Source organism: Rhodanobacter sp. FW510-R10 (assembly GCF_058781105.1).
On record NZ_JBYSWL010000001.1, the window covers coordinates 1,611,510 to 1,633,268 of the forward strand.

Genomic DNA, 21,759 nt, shown 5'->3' on the forward strand with positions numbered 1-21,759 from the left:
CTGCACATTCGACAGGAGAGAACCGATGCACAAGAACCGATCCAGGCAAGACTGGGATACGCGGACCGCTGCGTTGACCCGGCTTCCGCTCGCGGCGGCAATCTGCCTTGCCGTGGCGCTGCCGGCGTTCGCTCAGGACGCCGCGCAGTCCGCGCCACCCGATGCGACGCCGACGGCGAAGTCGAAGGCGACGACGCTGGGCGCCGTCACCGTGACGGCGCAACGGCGTACCGAGGACCTGCAGAAGGTGCCAATCAGCATGGATGTGCTGGCGACGGACCAACTGCAGGCCTTGCACGTGCAGAGTTTCGACGATTACGTGAAGTACCTGCCCAGCGTGACGTTCCAGCAGGGCGGCGGTGGCATCGCCACCGGCCCGGGCTTCGTCTCAATCTACATGCGTGGCGTGGCGAGCGGTGGCAACACCAACCACTCCGGCTCGCAGCCGAGCGTCGGCGTATACCTGGACAACCAGCCGGTGACGACGATTCAGGGGCCGCTCGACATCCACATGTACGACATTGCCCGCATCGAGGTGTTGGCTGGTCCGCAAGGTACCTTGTATGGCGCGAGTGCCGAAGCCGGTGCATTGCGCATCATCACCAACCAGCCTGATACGAGTGGCTACGCGGCAAATTACAGCATGGGCGTGGACACGGTCGCGCATGGCGGCATCGGCTATACCGCCGAAGGCATGCTCAATCTGCCGATCAGCCAGAGTGCCGCGATTCGCCTCGTTGGCTGGCGTGAGCATGACGCGGGGTATATCGACAACAAGGCCGGGTCGCGCACGTTCCCCACCTCGGGCATCACGATCAGCAACGCACCGGGTTGCGTGCCTACGGGCGGCAATGCACCCAGCGCGCTGTTCCAGTGCGTCGGGCACGCCCGCGACAACTACAACGACGCCAATACCAGCGGGGCGCGCGCCGCGCTGAAAGTCGACCTGAACGAGAACTGGTCAATCACGCCGATGGTCATGGGGCAGCAGACGATCTCGCATGGCAACTTTGCCAGCGATACCGCCGTTGGCGACCTGGCCGTCACCCACTTCTATCCCGAGCGGGTCAATGACCGTTGGTGGCAAGGCGCGCTGACCATACAGGGCAAGATCGGCAATTTCGATTTGACCTATGCCTACGCCCATCTCAAGCGCAATCAGGAAGAGCAGACCGACTACAGCGACTACGGGCTCTGGTACGACGCCCTGTACGGTTCCGGTGCGTACTTCTATGACAACAGCGGCGCCATGGTCAATCCGTCGCAGCACATCAGCGACCGGGATGGCTATACCAACAACAGCCACGAACTGCGCGTGGTCTCACCGGCAGACGAACGATTGCGTCTCGTCGCGGGCTTGTTCTGGCAGAAGCAAAAACACGACATCATGCAGGATTACCAGGTCGATGGCCTGGCCGACGCGCTGTCCGTCAAGGGTTGGAACGATACGATCTGGCTGACCCGACAGATGCGCTACGACCGCGACAAGGCGGTATTCGGCGAATTGTCCTTTGACTTCATCCCCGACGTACTCACCGCCACGGTGGGTGAGCGCTATTACCGCACCAGCAATCAACTGTATGGCTACTTTGGCTATGCCGCAGGGTTCTCATCAAGCCAGGGCGAGGCGGCCTGCGTGTCATCCGCTCCGTTCATGAATGCGCCATGCTTGGACTTCAACAAGAGGGTGAAGGAAAGCGGAAATCTCACCAAGTACAACCTGACCTGGAATATCACGCCGACGAAGATGATCTATGCCACGCGCTCCGAGGGTTTTCGCCCGGGCGGCGTCAACCGGCGTGGCACGCTGCTGCCCTATCAGGCGGATTTCCTGATCAACGAGGAACTGGGATGGAAGACTTCCTGGTTCGACAACCGGGTATCGTTCAACGGCGCCATATTCCGCGAGACCTGGAACGACTTCCAGTTCCCGATACTGGGCGCGAATGGCCTGACTGAAATCAAGAACGCGAACTCGGCGCGTATTGACGGTTTGGAAACGCAATTGAACTGGCAGGCCACCTACAACCTGCAGCTGACTGCTGGTGCCGCGGTGTATCACGCCAAGTTGAGCGCGAACTATTGCGGGTTCACCGACGCAAGCGGCCGTCCGATCACGAATTGCCCGGCCGGCTCGATCAACCCGCAAGATGGCAGCGTCGTGGCGGGGCCACTGGCGCCAAAGGGCACGCAACTGCCGATCACGCCCAAGTTCAAGGGCAACCTCATTGCGCGCTACAGTTTCAACCTGGGCAGCAATGACGCGTTCGTCCAGGCTGCACTGGTCCATGTTGGCAAGCGCACGACCGACTTGCGGCTGGTCGAGCGGGGCCTGCTCGGCGATCTGCCGGCGTACAACTCGCTTGATTTGTCTGCCGGCCTGCAAAGGAACAGTTGGTCCGTCAACGTGTACGTCAACAATGTGTTCGACAAACGCGCGGCGCAGTACAAATACACCGAGTGCGGCGTCGACGTCTGCGGTGCACATGGCGTCGTGCCGCAGTACCCGAACGGACAGGTGTATACGGGCTTCAGCATGCCGCGCACGATCGGCGTCCGCTTCAGGCAGGACTTCTAGGCGCGTGGTCGTCCGGCGCGTGGAGGGAATCATCCCGTTACGCGCCGGCGACGCCCGGTCAGGACGTGTCGCTGTTCGCGTCGAGGCCTTTCAGCAGCTGGAAAATTTCCCGATACGCGCGCGGCGGAGTGTCGGGACGTTCCTTTTCGTGGCGGGCCTTGCGCAACAACGAGCGCAGGTGCTGCCGATCCACGCCGGGGTGTGTCGCGATGAAGGTGGACAAGGCGTCCTCGTCCCCGGCCAGTAGCTGCGCGCGCAGCGCTTCCAGGCGGTGCATGGCAGCGGTTTCTTGCCCCTGCTGGTGGCGATCTCCGTCCAATGCGGCGCGCAGGGACGCAAGCTCGTCATTGTCGCATTGGCGGAGTTTCTTGGCGATGAAGGCCAGCTGGCGCTTGCGCGCACCATGCGCGCGCATCTGCCGATAACTGTCGATTTCCTCGCGCACTTCCTCGGCAAGCTCGAGCCTGGCCAGTCGCGCCGCCGGCAATTCCACCAACCGGCCAGTCAGGGCCAGGAGGGCGAGCGCATCCCGCCGTTGCTGGCTGCGGCTGGGGCCCGCATCCCGGTCAAGGCTTTCGGTCTGGTCGCGGCGGTCGTCGTCGTGCACGGATACGACTCTTGGGGAAAGACCAAGGGGAGTGTAGCCGCGCCCGGTCCCGGCCGGGTCATTTGAGGAAGTTGATGAAGCCGGTGATGATCAGCGCGTTCGTGAAATCCATCAGGAAGGCGCCGACGATGGGCGCGACGAGGAACGCGCGCGGGGCCACGCCGTAGCGTTCGGTCAGCGAGCTCATCACCGCCACGGCATTTGCCGTCGTGCCCAGCATGAAGCCAATGAAGCCGCTGGCCATGACTGCGGCATCGTAGTCGCGGCCCATGAGCTGCACCAGCGGCCAGCAGCAGAACGCGACCACGATGATGGTCTGCACGGCGAGCGTGGCCAGCAGGGGCAGCGCCAGGCCGCTCAGGTCCCACAGGTGCAGGTTCATCAGGGCGATGACCAGGAAGAGCGACAGGCTGATGTTGCCGATCGTGTCGATGCTGCGCGGCGACAAGCCGAATGCACGGTAGCGGTCGTCCGCGTTGCGGATCAGCGCACCAATGAGCATGGCGCCGATGTAGCTCGGCAGGGTGATGCCCGCGCCGCTCATCCAGCCGCTGATCCAGGCGCCTACCGCCATGGCGACCAGTACGAAGACGAAACTGCGCAGCCCGGCGTAGACCTGCTCCTCGTGGCTGGCTGGCGTCACCGGCACCGCGACCATTCCCGCCGCGGCGGCGGTTGTGGTGACGGCCAGCTCTTCCATTTGGCCGCCCGTTGGCCGCAGCTTGAGCCGCTCGATCAGCATCGTGGCCACTGGTGCGCCGATGACCGAGCCCAGCACGATGCCGGCCATGGCATTGGCCAGCGCCACGCTGGCCGCGCCGTGCACGCCGGCATCGGCGAACAAGGGGGCGAAGGCCATGCCGGTGGCGGGGCCGCCCATCAGGGTCACCGAGCCGGTGATCACGCCAAACAGCGAAGGCAGCCCGAACACCTGGGCCAAGCCAATGCCAGCCAGGTTCTGCACCACGCCGATGACGGTGGCCAGGGCCAGGAACAAGAGGATCTGCCGGCCGCCGACCTTGAGCAGGGACGCGCTGGCGTTGAAGCCGATGCTGGTGAAGAACGCGATCATCAGCGGCTGTTCGAGCGTGGTGTCGAAACGCATCGGGGTCATGTCCCAGTGGTGGAACACGAGCATCGCCAACGCCACCAGCAGGCCGCCGATCACCGGTGCCGGAATGCTGAAGCGCGTCAGTACCGGCACGCGGCGGCGGATCGCGTAGCCCGCGATGAGGAACACGCCGCCGCAGGCCACGGTCTGCACCGCGTCGAAGCTCAGCACCGCCAGGTCCCGATCGCGGAGCCGGCATGCCATGCCGCAGCCATACTTGGTCTGGCCGCGCTCCACAGGGTACCAGCGCGGAACGGCATCATGCGCCCCAAAAGCCCGGCGCCGGCGGTTGCAGCCAGCCGTCCCTCAGGACCAGGCCGCCCGGATAGTCGTGCTGCAGCCACAGCGGCCCGTCGAGGTCGATGAATTCGGCTTCGCGCGCGATCTCCAGCGCCGGGGCGATGCCGAGCGAGGAACCCACCATGCAGCCGACCATGATGCGGAAACCATCCGTGCGCGCTGCCCGCAGCAGGCGCCAGGCCTCCGTCAGGCCGCCGGTCTTGTCCAGCTTGATGTTGACCGCCTGGTAGCGTCCGCGCAGGCGGGGCAGGTCGGCGGTGACGTGGCAGGCCTCGTCGGCACAGATCGGGATCGGCCCGGCATAGTCCAGCAGATCGCCGTCGGCACCGGCCGGCAAGGGTTGTTCAATCAGCTCCACGCAGCAGCGTTCCAGCGTGGGCTGCAGCCCGCGCAGCAGATCGATGTTCCAGCTCTCGTTGGCGTCGACCATGAGCCGTGCCCGCGGTGCGGCCTGGCGCACGGCTTGCAGACGCGCAGCGGCGTCGCTGGCATCCAGCTTCACCTTGATCAGGCCGGCGTCGGCCAGGCGTGCAGCTGCCGCGCCCATGCGTTCGGGCGTGTCGATGCTGATGGTCAGGGCGCTGACCAGCGCCGCGTGGGGCGTCCGGGCCAGTTGGGTCCAGACCGGCACGGATGTCAGTTGCCACTCCAGGTCCCACAGCGCGGCATCCAGCGCGTTGCGCGCAGCCCCCGGTGGCAGCCTGGCCTGCAGTTCGTCCCGGCCCATGCCGGCGCTCAGCAGGTCGCGGAACGTTCCCATCTCATCGAGCACCGAGCTCACCGATTCGCCATAGCGTGCATACGGCACGGCTTCACCGCGTCCGAGGTGCTCACCCTGGCGCAACTCCGCCGTGACCACATCGGCGGCGAGCCTCGTGCCGCGGGAGATGCGGAACGGCGCGACCAGCGGCAGGCGGTCGTGCCGCAGGTTCAGTTCGCGAAGCATGTGAGCAGGTGGTCCACGATGGGAGCCACGCCCATGGTGACCGGGTCGGTGCATGGCAGATCGAGCTCGGCGGACACCTTGGCGCAAAGTGCCTGGGCCTGGTCGGAGGCCATGCCCGAGGTATTCATGGTGACGCCCACGGCGCGCACATCCGGGTTGGTCAGGCGTGCCGCCCGCAGGTTCGCGTCCAGGCATTCGCGCAGGCTCGGCATGCGCTGATCCGGCAGGCCGCGCATGTGCAACCGCCCGGGTTCGTGGGTCAGCACCAGCGCGTCCGGCTGGGCGCCGTGCAGCAAACCCAATGACACCCCGGCGTAGGACGGATGGAACAGCGAGCCCTGGCCTTCGATCAGGTCCCAGCCGCCGTCAAAGCGCGCCGGCGAGATCCATTCGGCGGCGCCGGAAATGAAATCGGCCACCACCGAATCGATGGGCACGCCACAGTTCGCGACCAGGATGCCGGTCTGTCCGGTGCCGCGAAAATCCGCCTTGAGGCCGCGCTTGTGCATCTCGCGTTCGAGCGCGAGCGTGGTGTACATCTTCCCGGTCGAGCAATCCGTGCCCACCGTCAGCAGGCGCTTGCCGGCGCGGCGCCGGCCGGTACCGACGGGGATGCCGGGCGCCGGATCGCGTGCGTCGAACAGCTCGCGGCCGTTGCGCTGCGCGGCCGCGACGATGTCCGGATTCTCGCGCAGCTTGTTGTGCAGGCCGGCGGCGACGTGCAGCCCGGCATCCAACGCCGCAATGACGTCGACGACGGTCTGCGGATCCATGATCCCGCCGGCATTGGCCATGCCGACGACCATGGTATTGGCGCCCGCGGCCTTGGCCTCGGCGAAATCGAGCTCGCGCAGGCCCAGCGTGGTCTTGCAGCCCGGGCGCTGCAACTGCCCGATGCACCATTCGGGTCGCCAATAGGCGAGTCCCCTGGCCGTCTTGATGGCCAGTTCATCCGATGCCTTCCCGAGGTACAGCAGATAGGGCGGTCCCCAATGTGCGGTCTGCGGCGCACTGCTCTGATTCAACATAGACACTTGTCTCCGGGTGTGCCCATCAGTCCTGCTGGTGCAGGGCCGATGGGATGATGGGCATGATGATCGAGCTTGGCTGCTCGGGGGCATGCCAGACGCCTTGTTGCGCAGCCTGGTAGTCGCCAGGCTGGGCGAAGAAGATATTTTGCACGTAGGACTGCGGGTTGCGGTCGTAGAACGGGAACCAGCTTGACTGGATCTGCACCATGATCCGGTGGCCGGGCTGGAACTCATGATTGATGTTCGGCAGCGCCCAGGTGTAGAGCAGCGGTTTACCGGGCACGATTTTCGCCGGCTGGGAAAAACTGGTGCGGTAGCGGCCGCGGAAGATCTGCATGGCGAGCGGGAGTTCGTAGCCGCCCATGGCGGGCTTGAGTTGATCCTCGGCCGGGAAGACGTCGATGATCTTGACCACCCAGTCGCTGTCGGTGCCGGTGGTGGAGGCGTAGAGGTTCACCACCGGTGCGCCTGACACCTGGAGCGGTTGCGCAAGCGGCTCGCTGGTGTAGCTGATGACGTCGGGACGCCCGTCCACGAAGCGCTGGTCGACCAAGGCCCAGTACGAGCCTTCGGGCTCCGGGCTTCCATTCGGCCGCGGCCGGTAAGGCACAGGGTTGGCGGGGTCGGAAACATACGTGTCGTACTTCGCCTCGTGCGGACCCGGGGCGGCAAAGGCGAGACGCCGGCCTGCCCGTAGATAGATTGGGGTGGACTTGACCGCACAGCCGTCATGGCAGGCCAGTGGCCAGTGGTCCAGGTAATCCCAGTGGTTCGCACCGGTGTCGTAGACCGCCACGGGCGCGAGTTTCTTCCGCGGCGCCCCGTCGACCAGGTGGCGGGCGAAGAACGGCAGCAGCATCTCGCGCCGGAATTGCAACGCGGTGTCGCCGGCCCACGTGAACACGCCCAGCGACGAGCCGTCCTTGTTTTCCTGGGCATGGCGCCAGGGGCCAAGCACCAGGTAGTTCATGTCGTTGGCTTGGTCCTTGGGCTCGGTGGCGGCATACGCATGGACGGCGCCGTACATGTCGACGTAGTCCCACAGCCCTCCCACCCACATGGTGGGTACCTTCAAGGGCTGTCCGGCGAGGATGCGGTCGAGCGCCTGCCTGCTCCAGAACGCGTCGTAGGTCGGGTGGGTGGTGAGCTTCTGCCAGAACGGCAATTGCTCCATGCCCGCTGCCTTGGCGTAAGCGCCCGACGAGCCGGCGTGCAACATGGTGGCGTAGGAGTCCTCGCCCGGGTTCGGTACCGACGAGCCCAGACCCTTGGTCGTGGTCTGCTGCGTGTAGTAATCCAGGTTGACGTTGCGGAATGCGCCGTTGTTGAACCAGTCGTCGCCCATCCAGCCGTCGATTTGCGGGTTTTCCGGGGCCGCCACCTTGAGTGCCGGATGCGGATGGACCAGGGCCATGGCCACGGTGAAACCGTCATATGACGCGCCGATCATGCCGACGCGGCCGTTGGACTCGGGGAGGTTGTGCACCAGCCAGTCGATGGTGTCCCAGGCGTCGGTGGAATCGTCGACCTTGCTCGAGTTGATGGTGCCGACCAGCGGCGGGGCCATGAAGTAGTCGCCTTCGGAGCCGTACTTGCCGCGCACGTCCTGGTAGACGCGGATATAGCCTGCGTCCACGAACACGTCGTCGCCGGCGGGCAACGTGTCGCGCATCGTGCGTGCAAGGTGGCCGGTCGCGATCCCGCTGGCGTTGTACGGCGTGCGGGTGAGCACGATCGGTGCGTTCCGGGTTCCCTTGTGCTCGACGATGACGGTGTGCAGCTTGACGCCATCACGCATCGGCAGCATCACCTCGCGCACCGTGTAGTCGAACATCGCCGAGGGAAACGCGAAGTGCGCCGGGATGTCCGGAGTGTCGGGCGTCACTTGCGCAACGCAGGTGCCAGCTGCCAGAGCGGCTACGCACGCAACGAACCATTTTTGGCGGGTCTTGTTCAAGCAGCTTGCCCTGCGGCATACCGGTTTGGATGTTTCAGTGGATGACTTGCACTTTGCCCAGGCCCGCGGGATTGCGCGGATCGCTTGCCGCGGCCTTGACGTCGGTGGTCTTGTCCCAGGTCACCACGTTCATGTTGCCCCAGGAGCGCTGGTCGTTGATTTCATAGCCCATGGCTTTCAGCCCGTCGACCACGTCGGCCGGAAAAGCGTTGGGTTCGATGTCCACGCGGTCCGGCAGGTACTGGTGGTGGTAGCGCTTTTGCGCGGTGATCTCGCTGGCGCTCTTGCCGTCGACGAAGGCGAGGATGCCTTCCAGCACCTGGGTGATGATGGTGGATCCGCCGGGCGAGCCGATGACCAGCAGGCGATCCTTGCCGATGACGAAGCTTGGCGACATCGAGGACAGCATGCGCTTGTGTGCCACCGGCGCATTGGCCGACCCGCCAATGAGGCCAAAGGCGTTCGGCTTGCCGGCCACCAGGGCGAAATCGTCCATCTCGTTGTTCAAGAGTACGCCGCTCTTGCCGGCCACGAACTTCGAGCCCAGCGTGGTGTTGACCGTGCAGGTCATCGACACCATGTTGCCGTGCTGGTCGATGATGGAGAAATGCATCGTATGCATGCCCGGCTCCTTCGCGTGCGCGGCGGGCAGCCACGACGACTTGGTCGCGCGGTCAGGCAGGATGCTTTGCCGCAAGCCAGCGGCGTAGTAGGGCGAGAGCAGCATGTCCAGCGGCATCTTCACGAAGTCCGGATCGCCCAGGTACTCGTTGTGGTCGCGGAAGGCGCGGCGCATGGCCTCGATGACGTAGTGCATGCGCTGCACCTCCGTCATGCTCTTGAGGTCGATGCCGGCCAGGATGTTCAGCATCTCAGCGATCGCCACGCCGCCGGAGGACACCGGCGGTGCTGTGACGACCTTGTAGCCCGAATAGCCCAACTCGATCGGTGAGCGTTCCTTGGCCTGGTAGGCAGCCAGGTCGGCCATGGTCCAGGTACCGCCGGCGGCCTTTACCGCGGCCACCATCTCCTTGGCGACCGGACCGGTGTAAAAGCCCTTGGCGCCGTGCTCGGCAAATGCCTTCAAGGTCCTGGCCTGCGCCTTGTCGCGGAACAGGTCGGTGGTCTGCGGCGCTTTGCCGCCGGGAAAGAACTTCGCCTTGGAGGCGGGATAACGACGCAACACGTCGCCGACCTGCTGGATCGAGTGCACCAGCGATTGCGTCGGATGGAACCCGTTTTCGGCAATGCGTATAGCCGGTGCCACCGAGACGGAGAGCGGCAGCGTGCCGTACTTCCCGACCATGTAGGCAAGCCCGGCGGGATAGCCGGGAATGCCCGCGGCCAGGGGGCCATTGACGGAATGGTCGCGGTTTGGACTGCCATCCGCATTTGCGTAATCGGCGCTGTCGACTGCGGCAGGCGCCATCTCACGCGCGTCGATGAACGTGTCCTTGCCCGTGGCCGCGTCATGGATCAGGGCCAGGAAGCCGCCGCCCATGCCTGAGGCCTCGGGTTGCACCACCGAGAGCGTGGTGGCCACCGCCACCGCCGCATCCACCGCGTTGCCGCCCTTGGCGAGGATCTCGAACCCCGCATTCGTCGCCAGCACATTGGCGCTGGCGATCGCCGCGGTGTGCTGCGCGGCCGTTGGCGCGGTGGGCTGGGCCTGGGTGTTGAACGCGGCACTGGTGACCAGCAAGAGCGCGGCTGTCGCGAGCACGGGCCCACGCCGCAACGAGACGACGCGATGGCGGGGGCGACTTTCTTGCACTGGGGAGTTGCCGATTTTCAGCATGGTATCCGGGGCTCCGTGGCCGGTTTGAGCATAGTCACAGCGATGCACGGTCAGCCAGTGAAAAGACGGACAGATGGCATAACTGCAGGTTGTGGGGTGGTGGGCGCGGTCGTCCAATCAATACGCCGGTTCACGACTGCCTGTGGGCGTAGCACCGGCGTGCCATGTTTGCTGCTTGAGTGCGCCATGCGCCCATCCTTCCGCCAAGGCCCGGTGCGGCTGGGCCTTGACGAGGGAGGTTGGCGCTTCGTGCGTGCTTACCAGTGGAACGCGACCTTGCCGTAGACGTACGCACCCTGGAAGCCGAACGGCGAACTGGACGAGTACGGGAACACGCCATTGTTGTCGGAGCTCTGGGGCGTCTTCTTCGGATAGGTGTTGAACACGTTGTCGGCGCCCAGCGTGAACGTCCAGTTGTCCAGGTTGTAGCTGCCTGAGAGATCGACGATCCACTTGTGCGGATATACGATATCGTCCAGGTAACTCGTCGAGCCGTAGCTGGTGATACGACCGTAACGCGTGGCGGTGCCGCTCAGGCTCCAATTGCCGAACTTGTAGGTCTCGCTCCAGATCACCTTGCTGCGCGGCGAGGTGTCGGCCAGCAGCCCCTTGATTGCCGAACGGTTGAGGCGGACGAAGATCACACCCAGCGCATCCAGCACTGGCGGGTTCGGACGCACGCCGGTCACCTTGTTCTTGTTGTAGGTCGCAGACAACGTCGACATCAGTGTGCTGCCGTTGTCGAAGGTCTTGTTCCACGTCGAGACCCAGTCGACGCCCTGGCTGCGCACGTCGCCAGCATTGGTGAAGTACGAAATGCCGCTGTAAGGCACTGAGGTGATGCCGTTCGCGGCCAGGTAGTCCTTGACGACGGGGAGTGCGGTGGAAAGCGAACTCGACAAGGCGATGCGGTCACTGACGGTGATCTGGTAGGCATCCACAGTCAGCGTAAAGGCGTTGGACGGATTCCACACCATGCCAAATGTGTAGTTGCGGGACTTTTCAGCCTTCAGTGGCTCGCTGCCGAGCAGCAACGCAATGGGATTGTTCACCGGTACCAGGCCGCGCAGGTAGATGCCCGGTGGCAAGCCCAATGAATTGCCTGGTCCCTGGAATGCGGAGGTGGTTTCCGAGTAATGTTGCTGGCCCAGGCCCGGTGCGCGGAATCCGGTGGAGGCGCTCCCGCGCAGCGCGAAAGAGTCGGTGAAGTCGAAGCGCAGCGAGAGCGCGCCCGAGGTCGTGGTGCCGAAGTCCGAATAGTCCTCATGGCGCGCCGCCAGCGAGGTGCTCAATTTGTCCGTGAGGTTGGTTTCCAACTGGATGTATTCAGCCACGTCGTGTCGGGATACCGAGATCGCATCCTGCGGGCCCCAACCGGCAAAACCTTGTGCCCCGCCGCGCACGCCGGAAGTGCCGACGTACCACGAGCCAAACTCCCCCGCTTCCACCTGGTAGCTTTGCCGCAGATATTGCGTGCCGAACGAGACCGTGACCGGATTTTGCAGCCAGCCCACCGCGACATCCTTGGAAATGTCGATGTCGAAGGTCTGCTGCGCGGCAGTCAAGGTGCCGTCATGGAAACCGGTTGGACTGCTGCCGAAATCGTTCAGCAGCGCGTAGTTCGTGGTGTTCAGTGTGCTGTAGTAAACGCGGTTGCTGCCGTAGTTTGCGTTCACATCCCAGTGCCAACCGTCCACTTCGCCACGCAAGCCCAGGACCAACGAACGGTCGAGTGAATCGCCGTGCTCCCGGGGCAGGAAGCCATCAGGGTAGACGAGCCCAACCAGCGGGTTGTTCGGGTAGGGCGTGTTGCTTCCGTAGCGGAAGAAGCCGCGCGGCTCGCCGACGCGCTGGCCAAAGTGGCCAAAGGCATAGAACTGGACGTTCGGGGTGAAGTCGTATTGCGAGTTCAGGAACAGGTTCTGGTTCTTGAACGAGACCACGCCGAACTGGAACTTTGCGCCCAACTGGGTCAATCCTGGCCGGCGGTCGACGCCGGCGCGATTGGTGGGACTCTGGTTGCTCTTGTCCAGCGTCAGGCGCAGCCAACCCTTGTCGCCGCCGAGCGGGATGCCGAAGTCCGAGGAGGCCTGCCATTGCGGTCCGTCGCCAGCCGAGTATTCGCCGTGGCTGGCCAGGATGTCACCGCCCTTGGCGCCCTTCTTGAGGATGATGTTGACCACGCCGGCCAGGGCGTCCGAACCATATTGCGCGGACGCGCCGTCGCGCAGCACCTCGACGTGGTCGATGGCCGCCAGCGGGATCGTGTTGAGGTCTACGCCCTGCGAACCCTGGCCCACTTGGCCCAGGCTGAGCAGCAGGGCGCCCGAATGCCAGCGCTTGCCGTCGACCAGGATCAGCACCTGGTCCGGCGACAAGCCGCGCAGCTCGAACGGGCGCTGGAACGCGAACGTGTCCGACGCGGGCGCAAATGGGAAGTTCAGCGACGGGATTGCGCGGGCCAGCGCCTGGGTGAGATCGATCGTGCCGGTGTCCTTCAGCACCTGCGCTGGAATCACGTCGATCGGCGTCAGCGAGCTGGTTTCCGTGCGGTTGCCGGCACGGGTGCCGGTGACGATGACGGTCTTGAGCTCGGTGGCCCGGGTGGCGGGTGTCTGGGTGGCATCCTGTGCCGCTGCAGGCAGGCTGAGCGCCGCCAGCACCGCGCTCGCCAACAAGGTCGGGGCGAACGGGGCGATCCAGTTGCGGTGCTTGTTCATATGGGTCTCCTTGTTTGGGTTTCCGGTAGTGAGTTGCCGGCGGTTGGCGTGCAGAGCCGCCAAGTCGCTTGAATGGGGAAATCAGGAGTTGCCGGAGCAATATCCGTGCGTTGATGATCACCCTGGTGGTGCCGCCGCATGGTGTTGTGGCAGGACGGCCAGCCTCTTCGTGTGTTCATGTCATGCGCATGATCGTGGCCATGGTCTCCCCCCGTGCTCGCCGTTCGAGCATAGTCACGGCGTACTCAAAACCACCAATGAAAAGACCGCTACCAGGTATAACTTCAGGTTGTGGCAACAACGTGGCCGGGTATCGTCAAACCGGGCCCAGCATTTGCGTGGCAAGCTCGCGCATGATGTCGAGAAAACGCTGCTGTACCGGATTCAGCGGACTGTCCATCCGGTAGACCGCATAAAGCACGACGTCCAGTTGGAGTTTCAGTGGACGAGTTTGTACGGTTTGGCCCTGGTCGCAAGAGGCCGTGAAAGGGTCGACCAAGGCGAGGCCTTGACCGCGGGCGACCAGGGCATAGGCGAGCTGGTAGGTTTGCACCCACACGGCCGTCTTCGGTGGCGGGGCCACATGCGCGAGCTGGCTGTGCAGCATGCTGCCGAAAACGTCGTGTATGGCGATGCCGATCATCGGCCGCCCGGCGAGCGCGCTGAGCGGCAATGGTTCGGCTACTTCCGCCTCCGACCACCAGCCGGGTGGCGCGATGACCATGACCTGGCCGTCGCACAAGGGTTCGCGTCGCACCGCCGGATGGCCGAAGTCCTGCATGGTGAAGCCGATGTCGGCTTCGTGCAGCAGGATGGACTCATACATCACCGCGGAGTGCTGGGTGGACAGCTCGGCTATGGTGTCCGGAAACGCCTTGCGCAGCAGCATGACCGCGTCGGGCAACATGGTCTGCGCTACCGTGGGCGTGCAGGTCACGCGCAGCGGGGCGCTGTCCGGGCGGGCGATGTTCGCCGTCAGGCGCTGCAGGTCGTGGAGTTCCTGGGCGATGTTTTCCACGCGGTTCCGCAACAGCAGCGCTTCCTTGGTGGGTTGCAGGCGCCCACGCACGCGGCTGAACAAGGCGAAGCCCAACTGCTGCTCCGCGTGCTGCAAGGCCTTGCTGGCGGCAGGTTGCGAAATGTTCAACAGGTCGGCGGCGCCGGTCAGGCTGCCGGTGGTCAGGACAGCATGGAACAGTTCGATCTGGCGCAGCCGCATATCGACTTTTCTCCCCGGTCCTTTTCATTCTAGTCGAGCATGCCATGAGATCAATTTGTCCCCACGCTCCACCCAATCACCGCCCGATGGCACTTGCCGGCAGCCAGGGGTGCCAAATGGCATGGATGGCAGAACTGGCAGTTATGCCCGGTGCCAGTCTTTTCATTGGCGGCGTTTGCTGCTTGTTGATTATGTTTGAAGCGGGTGTTCGTGGAGAGAAACGCATGTCGAAGCAAGCTGCCCCGCAAGCCAAGTCTGGATCGAACCGCCGGAGTGCCTCAGCGCAGGGCACACCATATCCCTGGCTGCTCAAGTTGGCGGTGGTGTTATCGGTGTTGGGTATCGCTGCTTGTTCCGGAGGCGGCGCGCCGATGGTCCCGGCGCCAGCGGGCACTGCTTCGGCGCAGGCGCCTGCGGTGGCGGGCAGCGTGCATCCAGGCGCTGCGGTCAATCCCGATGAGACCGGTGACGCCGTCGCCGTCACCAGGGAGGACCTGGCCAAGGCCAGGCCGGTCATCGCGGAGCACGCCATGGTGGTGAGCGCGCAGCACTACGCCACGCAGGCCGGAGTGGACATCCTGAAGCAGGGCGGCAACGCGGTGGATGCCGCGGTCGCGGTCGGCTACGCCGAGGCGGTGGTGCATTCGTGCTGCGGCAACATTGGCGGCGGCGGCTTCATGAACATCCGCCTCAAGGACGGCCGCAGCCTGTTCCTGAATTTCCGCGAGAAGGCGCCGCTAAAGGCGACGCCGACCATGTTCCAGGACGCCCAGGGCAACGTGGTGCCGGACCGCAGCACCGACACTTACCTGGCGGTCGGCGTGCCCGGCACGGTCATGGGCCTCAATACCGCATTGAAGGCGTACGGCACGATGTCGCTGAAGCAGGTGATGGCGCCGGCGATCAAGCTGGCCAGCGAAGGCTACGTGCTCCAGCAGGGCGACATCGAGAGCCTCGTCCCGCACACCAAGGCGTTTGCCGAACATGCCAATGTGGCGGCCATCTTCCTCAACGACGGCAAGCCCTGGAAAGTCGGCGACCGCCTGGTGCAGAAGCAACTGGCGCATACGCTGCAACTGATCGCGGACGGCGGAACCGACGCGTTCTACAAGGGGCCCATCGCCAAGGCCGTGGTCAAGGCCAGTGACGCCAATGGCGGCATCCTGTCGCTTAAGGACTTTGCCGACTACAGCGCGCAATGGGTAAAGCCGATCCAGTGCGAGTACCACGGCTACACCATCATCTCTGCGCCGCCGCCGAGTTCCGGCGGCACCACCCTGTGCCTGATCCTGCAGATCATCAAGCCCTATGACTTCGCCAAGTGGGGCTATGGTTCGGTGGACACCGTGCATTATCTGGTCGAGGCCGAGCGCCGCGCGTTTGCCGACCGCAACACCTACCTGGGCGATCCGGCCTTCGTGCACAACCCGATCGACGAGTTGCTCTCCCCCGGACACGCGGTGAAGCTGCGCGCCGGCATACTCCCGGACAAGGCCACGCCCTCGTCGGAGATCACCGGCAGCCTCGGTGCGCCCGAGGGCAACCACACCACGCATTACTCGGTGGTCGACAAGGACGGCAACGCCGTCGCCGTGACCTACACCGTCAACTTCCTGTTCGGGAACAAGCAAATTGCCGGCGACACCGGCTTTTTCCTGAACGACGAGATGGACGACTTCACCGCCAAGCCCGGGGTCGCCAACGGCGCCGGCCTGGTGCAGGGCGCGATCAACCAGATCGAACCGGGCAAGCGCCCGCTGAGCTCGATGACGCCGACGATCGTGCTGCATGACGGCAAGGTGTTCATGCTCACCGGCAGCCCGGGCAGCGCCACCATCATCTCGTCGGTGCTGGAGAGCTTCCTCAACGTGGTCGATTTCGGCATGAACATGCAGCAGGCGGTCAACGCGCCGCGTCTGCACCAGCAGTGGTATCCGGACGTCGTCTACGTCGGCCAGGGCATGCTCACGCCCGAGGCGCGGCAGACGCTGGAAGGCATGGGTTACACGTTCAAGGATTTCCGCGGCGGCGCCGTCGAAGCGATCCTGGTCAATCCCAAGACCGGTTTGCTCGAAGGCGCCAACGATGACCTGCGGCGTCCGGCAGGCCTGGCCGCCGGTTATTGACCGCGCGGTTGCCACCGCTGGTTCCGGCGGCAGCCGTGGCGGTGTCGTGCAGTGGTGAATAAGTCGTTCCGTGGAGGTCGCATGATCCCTCGTAAGCTGCCCCTGGCCATGCTCTGCATTGCCCTGTGCGCGTTGGCCGCTGGCCTCCCGGCCCAGGCGCCAGCCGCGGTATCGCCGGCAACGACGATGGACGAGGCGGGCATGGTGGACATCCGCTCGCTGGTGCCGGACATGGCCGAGGACATCAAGTACGCTGGCAGCGACAACTTCACCGGCGCGCCAGTGGACGGCTACCGCGCGGCGAAGTGCTTCCTGCTGCGGCCGGCGGCTGAGGCGCTGGCCCGGGTGGAACAATCCCTGCGCAAGCGGCACATGCGTCTGAAGTTGTGGGATTGCTACCGGCCGACCCGCGCCGTGGCGGCGTTCGTACGCTGGGGCCAGGACCTGGCGGACCAGCGCACCAAGGTCGGGCACTATCCGAACCTCGACAAGAGCCAGTTGCTCGGCGACTACATTGCGCCGGTGTCCAACCACAGCCGCGGCGCCACGACCGACCTGACCCTGATGCGCTGCGACCGGCACGATGCGCATTGCCAGCCGCTGGACATGGGCACGCATTTCGACATGTTCGACCCGCGCGCGCATACCGATTCCAAGCAGGTGACCGCCGCCCAGCACGCCAACCGGGACCTGCTGCGCCGGGCCATGGCCGCGCGGGGCTTCGAGAACTACCCCATGGAGTGGTGGCACTACACCTTGGCCATGCATCCGCAGCCCACGGCGCTGTATAACGTGCCGGTGCAATAGCCTTCGCCCTACGCCAACTGACGGAACCCGCCATGCCTCGTGTGCTGCTTGCCTGGACTGCCGTGGCCATGCTCGGCATCGGTGCCATCGCGCATGCACAGACGCATACCGCGCAGATCGACGCGTTGATGAGCCGCTACGCCGGCGGCGGGCCCGGTGCGTCGCTGTTGGTGATCAAGGACGGCAAGGCGGTCATCCGGCGCGGTTATGGCTACGCCGACCTGGAGGAACACGCCCAGACCACGCCGGCCACGAACTATCGGCTGGCCTCGGTGACCAAGCAATTCACCGCCGCATCCATCCTCCTGCTGCACCAGGACGGCAAGCTGCAGCTCACCGATTCCATACGCAAGTGGCTGCCGGAACTTCCGCCCAGCGATGCGGCGATCACCATCGCCAACCTGCTCGACCACACCGGTGGTCTGGTCGACTACGAGGATCTCATTCCGGCGACGACCACGGTGCAGATCGACGACACCGACGTGCTGCGACTGATCGCCAGCCAGCAGCGTGTCTATTTCGCACCCGGCAGCGCGCACCGCTACAGCAACGGCGGCTACGTGCTGCTGGGCCTGATTGTCGAGCGCGCCTCGGGCATGGACCTGGCGGACTTCATGCGCCAGCGGATCTTCCAGCCGTTGGGCATGCAGCGCACGCTGCTCTACGAACACCAGCGCGGCCCCCAGGTGGACGATCGCGCCTACGGCTACAGCCGGATCGACGGCAAGTGGGTGCGTACCGACCAGAGCGTTACCAGCGCCACGCGCGGCGATGGCGGCGTCTATACCTCCATCGACGACATGCAGAAGTGGGATGCGGCGCTCTACGACGACCGCCTGCTCAACGCGGCTTCGCGGCACGCGGCCTTCAGCGCGCAAGACCCGCTTGACGATCCCGATTTCAGCTACGGCTATGGCTGGCGGGTTGGCGGCGACGGCAGTCTTTGGCACTCTGGTGAGACCATGGGCTTTCGCAACGTCATCGTGCGCTGGCCCCGGCAACACCTGACCGTGGTGATCCTCAGCAACCGCAACCACGGCCGGCCCTACCCCCTCGCCGTGACCATCGGTCAGTTGTTCCTGACCCCCTGAGCGGCATGGCTAGGGAACACATGCGGCTGAGGCACATTCGTTTTGGGCCGGCGACATGACGGTTTGCCGACCTGTCATATTTTCATGCGAATGGCATCTGGTCCGACGCGGAACTCCCAAGCCTCGTCATCCCCGCGAAAGCGGGGATCCAGTGTCTTTGGATTACTTGGAACAGCCAAGGCACTGGATTCCCGCTTTCGCGGGAATGACGGGGAAGTGATGGTTCTACGTCGAAAAAATCGCGTAGCTGAGTAGCCCGTCACATCGCACTTTTTGGCGCCCAGGCTCCCTGCAGGCGTCCGGCGCGGATCAGGAGCCGCTGGGCGCGGGGCGCGGCGTGAGTACTTCCTTCAGGTAATCCGTCGTGCCCGGTGCGCGGACCAAGTGCGGATACTTGAGGCCGCCGTGGTAGTCGACCGCGTACAGCCGGCTGACGCCGTCGCCTTCGGCGCGGATGTGGATGGGCTGCTTGCTGCGCTGTGCCTGCACGATGGCGGCGCGCAATGCCGCCGTGCTGTAGGCGTGGCCGTCGACTGAGAGGAGCCGCAGGTGCGGCGCGAAGCCGGCCTTGAATGCCGGTCCCTGCCACAGCACGTCCTTGACCACGCCCGATTGGGTCAGCGCCAGGCCCAGCGAGAACATCTCGTTGACCTCCGAGTCCTCGAGTTCACCCATGCCGACGTTTTCCAGCGCCTGTTCGTAACGCGAAGGCTGGTTGGTGTAGACCAGGCGCCAGCCGCTGGCGGCGATGCCAGACAAGAGCGGCACGTCCGCCCTGGTGCCATCCACCCAACACTGCAGGAAGCCGGCCCAGCCGTAGGGCTGGACCTTGGTCAGGGCGGCGACCAGATCGTCGAAGGTATAGGTATGCGTGACGGAACTGCCATCGTCGACGCCGAAGAAGTTGCGCGCCAGGTCGTCGATGGAACGCCGGTCATCGCTCAGCTTGCGGATTTGCATGTCGACGGCCAGCCACAGCAACTGGCCCTCGCGGTAGAAATCGTTTTGCCGGCGCCAATTCGCCCAGGCCTCGGGCGCGCCATAGTCCACCGCGATCGTGGTGTCGACCAGCGGCCGCCAGTCGCGGCCGGTCCGGTGCGCCATGACCGCGGCGCGGTAGGCGACCACGTCGCGCCAGGTATCGGCCGACCACAGGCCGCTGCGCGCGGTCAGCACGTCACCCAGGTATACGGTCAAGCCCTCGTAGGACCACAGCATCTTGGGCCGCTCGGGCTGCTCGAAATCGGGTTGCCAGAGGCCGGCCGGACGCATGAACTTGCCGTTCCACGAGTGCGTGTATTCGTGCGGCAGCAGCGAGGCGTCGAGCATGAAGTGCCCGGCATCGGCCAGCGTCTTCGCGCCGCCGCGCGCGCGGTCGTCGCTGGATTGGTGGTGCTCCAGGCCGCCCACCGAGGTGTGGTCACTCAGGGTCAGCAGCAGGTGGTAGGCGTCGTAATGATGGGATTGGAACAGTGCCTGGGCCTGCCCGATCAGGCGGCGGTAGGCCGCGAGCTGTGCCTCGGTGATGGCGATGGCCTGGGCGTCGTCGCCCACCAGGTCGAGATAGCGGCGCACGGTGGAACCATGCGGCGTGAGGTCGACCTGGCGGAAATATTTGCCGGCGATCACTGGTGAATCGACCAGGGTATTGAACGGCACGGGCTTGAACGTGATCTGTCGGCCGCTGCGCCGCGCGGTATCCAGCGCGCTGGCGTATTGCCAGTCGGCGGGGATGTCCAGGCTCGGCTGGAACAGTTGCGCCCTCGTCGGCACGCCGGCGCGGTACAGCGCAACCTGGTCCCAGGTGAGGTCCAGCAGATTCGGGGTTACCCGATCGGTCGGCGAGAACTGGAAGTTGACGTCGATTTGGCCGACCGCTGGCGGCACGGTCAGGTGGAACGTGTAGCGGTCCAGCTCATCGCGATGCCAGGCGATGCGCTTGCCGTTGGCGCTGACTTCCAGCCCCATGAGCTCGTTCACCGGGCCGTCCGGCGAATGGTCGCCGGGGATCCATTTCGGGTAGTACAGCGTCAATGGCCCGGGCGCGACCGGGATGACTTCGTGGACATAGAGCAATTTCTGCACTGGGTCCGGCAGGCGTACGCTCAAGGCGACGGTGGCGGCTGCGGGCGGATTGCCGCCTTGGGCGAGGCACGGCGTGCCGATGCTGAGCGCGATGGCGCCCAGCAGCACTGCAGGCAATTTCATGCGCCTGACTCCGTTCGACCAGATGCCGCCATGTTAGGCCGGGCCGGCGCAGTCGCCATGTGCCAATCCTCACTTCGCCGCCAGGGCCTCCGACGAGCATGGGGCAGGGCGTCAATGGCTGCGCTTGGCGGCGTACAGCGCCAACTCGCGCAGCAGCGCGCCATGTTCGCCCAGCGGCGCGATCGCAGCGAGCGCGGCGACCGTCAACTCTTCGAGCCGGGCCACGGCGGCCGGCATGCCGATGACTGAGGGGAAGGTTGGTTTGTCGGCAGCGGCGTCCTTGCCGGCGGTCTTGCCCAGGACCTTTGATTCGCCGTCCACGTCGAGAATGTCATCGCGGATCTGGAAAGCCAAACCGAGTGCGTGGGCATAGTGGTCCAGCGCATCCAGCGTGACGCCATCGGCGCCACCCGCCATGGCGCCGAGGCGGACCGCGGCGCCGATCAGCGCCCCGGTCTTGCACGCGTGCATGTGCTCGAGTTCGGCCAGGGTCAACGTTCGGCCCACCGCCGCGAGGTCCAGGGCCTGGCCCCCGGCCATGCCGCCGGCGCCACAGGCGCGGCCGAGAACGCCAAGCATGCGCAGGGTCAGCGCAGGCCCGGCGCCGGGTCCGGTGTCCCTGGCCAGCAGTTCAAACGCGAGTGCCTGCAGCGCATCACCGGCGAGGATGGCCATGGCTTCGCCGAACACCACGTGGCAGGTCGGCCGGCCACGCCGCAACGCATCGTTGTCCATCGCCGGCAGGTCGTCGTGCACCAGCGAGTACGAGTGGATCAGCTCCACCGCGCAAGCCAGCGCGTCAAGGCCTGGCGCATCGTGGCCCAGCGAGTCGGCGGTGGCGTAGACCAGCAACGGGCGCAGGCGCTTGCCGCCGCCGAGCACCGCGTAGCGCATGGCCTCGTGCAGGAGTGCGGGGGATTTTCCGTCAGGCGTCAGGCAGCGTTCCAGCGCACGTTCGGTGCGGGCCATCAATGCCTGCAGTGCCGGGCCGAGGTCAGGGTCGGGGTTCAAATGGCTCAGCGCTTTCGGGAGCGTCCGGATCGAGCAACAGCCGCACGCGAAGTTCGGCCTGCTCCAATGACTGCTGGCATTGCCGGAATAGACCAATGCCACGTTCGAACGAGCTGAGGGATTCCTCCAGGCTCAGCTCTCCGCCTTCCATCTGCGCCACCAGTCGTTCGAGTTCGTCCAGGGCCTGCTCGAAGTCCGCTGGGGGCAGGGTGGGCACGGTGGTGTCGGGGTTGGCCATGGCCGACAACG

The 21,759-nt window shown here is 65.1% G+C and carries 15 protein-coding genes; 4 read left to right on the forward strand and 11 right to left on the reverse strand.

What is annotated here, in order from left to right:
* Positions 1-25: 25 nt before the first annotated feature.
* A complete protein-coding gene (locus AC3WJB_RS06880; RefSeq protein WP_492679975.1) occupies positions 26-2,578 on the forward strand; it encodes a TonB-dependent receptor in 2,553 nt (850 codons plus the stop codon).
* A gap of 58 nt (positions 2,579-2,636) precedes the next feature.
* On the opposite strand, the gene yjgA is transcribed toward AC3WJB_RS06880, so the two are convergent.
* The 8 genes from yjgA to AC3WJB_RS06920 all read right to left on the reverse strand — a co-directional run bounded on the left by yjgA (position 2,637) and on the right by AC3WJB_RS06920 (position 14,267).
* The gene (yjgA, locus tag AC3WJB_RS06885; protein WP_492679977.1) at positions 2,637-3,185 is read right to left on the reverse strand and encodes a ribosome biogenesis factor YjgA; all 549 of its coding nucleotides are present in this window, start codon (positions 3,183-3,185) and stop codon (positions 2,637-2,639) included.
* Positions 3,186-3,243: 58 nt separating this feature from the next.
* The gene (gene gltS / locus AC3WJB_RS06890) at positions 3,244-4,500 is read right to left on the reverse strand and encodes a sodium/glutamate symporter (protein ID WP_492679979.1); all 1,257 of its coding nucleotides are present in this window, start codon (positions 4,498-4,500) and stop codon (positions 3,244-3,246) included.
* A 55-nt stretch (positions 4,501-4,555) separates the two neighbouring features.
* A complete protein-coding gene (gene dgcA / locus AC3WJB_RS06895) occupies positions 4,556-5,542 on the reverse strand; it encodes an N-acetyl-D-Glu racemase DgcA (protein ID WP_492679981.1) in 987 nt (328 codons plus the stop codon).
* On the reverse strand, positions 5,527-6,570 hold the full coding sequence (dgcN, locus tag AC3WJB_RS06900) for an N-acetyltransferase DgcN (protein WP_492679983.1): 1,044 nt from the start codon (positions 6,568-6,570) through the stop codon (positions 5,527-5,529). The genes dgcA and dgcN overlap by 16 nt, the downstream gene beginning before the upstream one ends.
* A gap of 25 nt (positions 6,571-6,595) precedes the next feature.
* Complete coding sequence (locus AC3WJB_RS06905; RefSeq protein ID WP_492679985.1) at positions 6,596-8,458, reverse strand: CocE/NonD family hydrolase; 1,863 nt, start codon at positions 8,456-8,458, stop codon at positions 6,596-6,598.
* Positions 8,459-8,564: 106 nt separating this feature from the next.
* On the reverse strand, positions 8,565-10,328 hold the full coding sequence (gene ggt, locus AC3WJB_RS06910; RefSeq protein WP_492679987.1) for a gamma-glutamyltransferase: 1,764 nt from the start codon (positions 10,326-10,328) through the stop codon (positions 8,565-8,567).
* Positions 10,329-10,585: 257 nt separating this feature from the next.
* Entirely contained in the window at positions 10,586-13,048 is a 2,463-nt protein-coding gene (locus AC3WJB_RS06915; RefSeq protein ID WP_492679989.1) for a TonB-dependent receptor plug domain-containing protein, read from the reverse strand.
* A 316-nt stretch (positions 13,049-13,364) separates the two neighbouring features.
* Positions 13,365-14,267, reverse strand: coding sequence for a LysR family transcriptional regulator (locus AC3WJB_RS06920; protein WP_492679991.1), 903 nt, complete (start codon positions 14,265-14,267; stop codon positions 13,365-13,367).
* 224 nt (positions 14,268-14,491) lie between these two features.
* Here AC3WJB_RS06920 and ggt (AC3WJB_RS06925) point away from each other — a divergent pair, with 224 nt between their 5' ends.
* From ggt (AC3WJB_RS06925) to AC3WJB_RS06935, 3 genes are all read left to right on the forward strand, one after another.
* The gene (gene ggt / locus AC3WJB_RS06925) at positions 14,492-16,393 is read left to right on the forward strand and encodes a gamma-glutamyltransferase (RefSeq protein ID WP_492679993.1); all 1,902 of its coding nucleotides are present in this window, start codon (positions 14,492-14,494) and stop codon (positions 16,391-16,393) included.
* Between the two features lie 81 nt (positions 16,394-16,474).
* Positions 16,475-17,200, forward strand: a complete 726-nt coding sequence (locus tag AC3WJB_RS06930; RefSeq protein WP_492679995.1) for a M15 family metallopeptidase — start codon at positions 16,475-16,477, stop codon at positions 17,198-17,200.
* 32 nt (positions 17,201-17,232) lie between these two features.
* Positions 17,233-18,291, forward strand: coding sequence for a serine hydrolase domain-containing protein (locus AC3WJB_RS06935; RefSeq protein ID WP_492679997.1), 1,059 nt, complete (start codon positions 17,233-17,235; stop codon positions 18,289-18,291).
* A 309-nt stretch (positions 18,292-18,600) separates the two neighbouring features.
* Here the strand turns inward: AC3WJB_RS06935 and AC3WJB_RS06940 are convergent, their stop codons facing one another.
* The 3 genes from AC3WJB_RS06940 to AC3WJB_RS06950 form a co-directional block, all read right to left on the reverse strand.
* On the reverse strand, positions 18,601-20,499 hold the full coding sequence (locus tag AC3WJB_RS06940) for a M61 family metallopeptidase (RefSeq protein ID WP_492679999.1): 1,899 nt from the start codon (positions 20,497-20,499) through the stop codon (positions 18,601-18,603).
* A 111-nt stretch (positions 20,500-20,610) separates the two neighbouring features.
* Positions 20,611-21,468: a polyprenyl synthetase family protein gene (locus AC3WJB_RS06945; protein WP_492680001.1), complete on the reverse strand. Its 858-nt coding sequence runs from the start codon at positions 21,466-21,468 to the stop codon at positions 20,611-20,613.
* Between the two features lie 25 nt (positions 21,469-21,493).
* Positions 21,494-21,748: an exodeoxyribonuclease VII small subunit gene (locus tag AC3WJB_RS06950; RefSeq protein WP_492680003.1), complete on the reverse strand. Its 255-nt coding sequence runs from the start codon at positions 21,746-21,748 to the stop codon at positions 21,494-21,496.
* Between the last annotated feature and the right edge of the window lie 11 nt (positions 21,749-21,759).

Coding starts and splice junctions, on each gene's coding strand:
- ggt (WP_492679993.1), top strand. CDS start 14,492: ATGTCGAAGCAAGCTGCCCCGCAAGCCAAGTCTGGATCGAACCGCCGG.
- AC3WJB_RS06950 (WP_492680003.1), bottom strand. CDS start 21,748: ATGGCCAACCCCGACACCACCGTGCCCACCCTGCCCCCAGCGGACTTC.
- AC3WJB_RS06880 (WP_492679975.1), top strand. CDS start 26: ATGCACAAGAACCGATCCAGGCAAGACTGGGATACGCGGACCGCTGCG.
- AC3WJB_RS06930 (WP_492679995.1), top strand. CDS start 16,475: ATGATCCCTCGTAAGCTGCCCCTGGCCATGCTCTGCATTGCCCTGTGC.
- AC3WJB_RS06915 (WP_492679989.1), bottom strand. CDS start 13,048: ATGAACAAGCACCGCAACTGGATCGCCCCGTTCGCCCCGACCTTGTTG.
- AC3WJB_RS06940 (WP_492679999.1), bottom strand. CDS start 20,499: ATGAAATTGCCTGCAGTGCTGCTGGGCGCCATCGCGCTCAGCATCGGC.
- dgcA (WP_492679981.1), bottom strand. CDS start 5,542: ATGCTTCGCGAACTGAACCTGCGGCACGACCGCCTGCCGCTGGTCGCG.
- ggt (WP_492679987.1), bottom strand. CDS start 10,328: ATGCTGAAAATCGGCAACTCCCCAGTGCAAGAAAGTCGCCCCCGCCAT.
- AC3WJB_RS06945 (WP_492680001.1), bottom strand. CDS start 21,468: ATGGCCCGCACCGAACGTGCGCTGGAACGCTGCCTGACGCCTGACGGA.
- dgcN (WP_492679983.1), bottom strand. CDS start 6,570: ATGTTGAATCAGAGCAGTGCGCCGCAGACCGCACATTGGGGACCGCCC.
- AC3WJB_RS06920 (WP_492679991.1), bottom strand. CDS start 14,267: ATGCGGCTGCGCCAGATCGAACTGTTCCATGCTGTCCTGACCACCGGC.
- AC3WJB_RS06935 (WP_492679997.1), top strand. CDS start 17,233: ATGCCTCGTGTGCTGCTTGCCTGGACTGCCGTGGCCATGCTCGGCATC.
- gltS (WP_492679979.1), bottom strand. CDS start 4,500: ATGGCATGCCGGCTCCGCGATCGGGACCTGGCGGTGCTGAGCTTCGAC.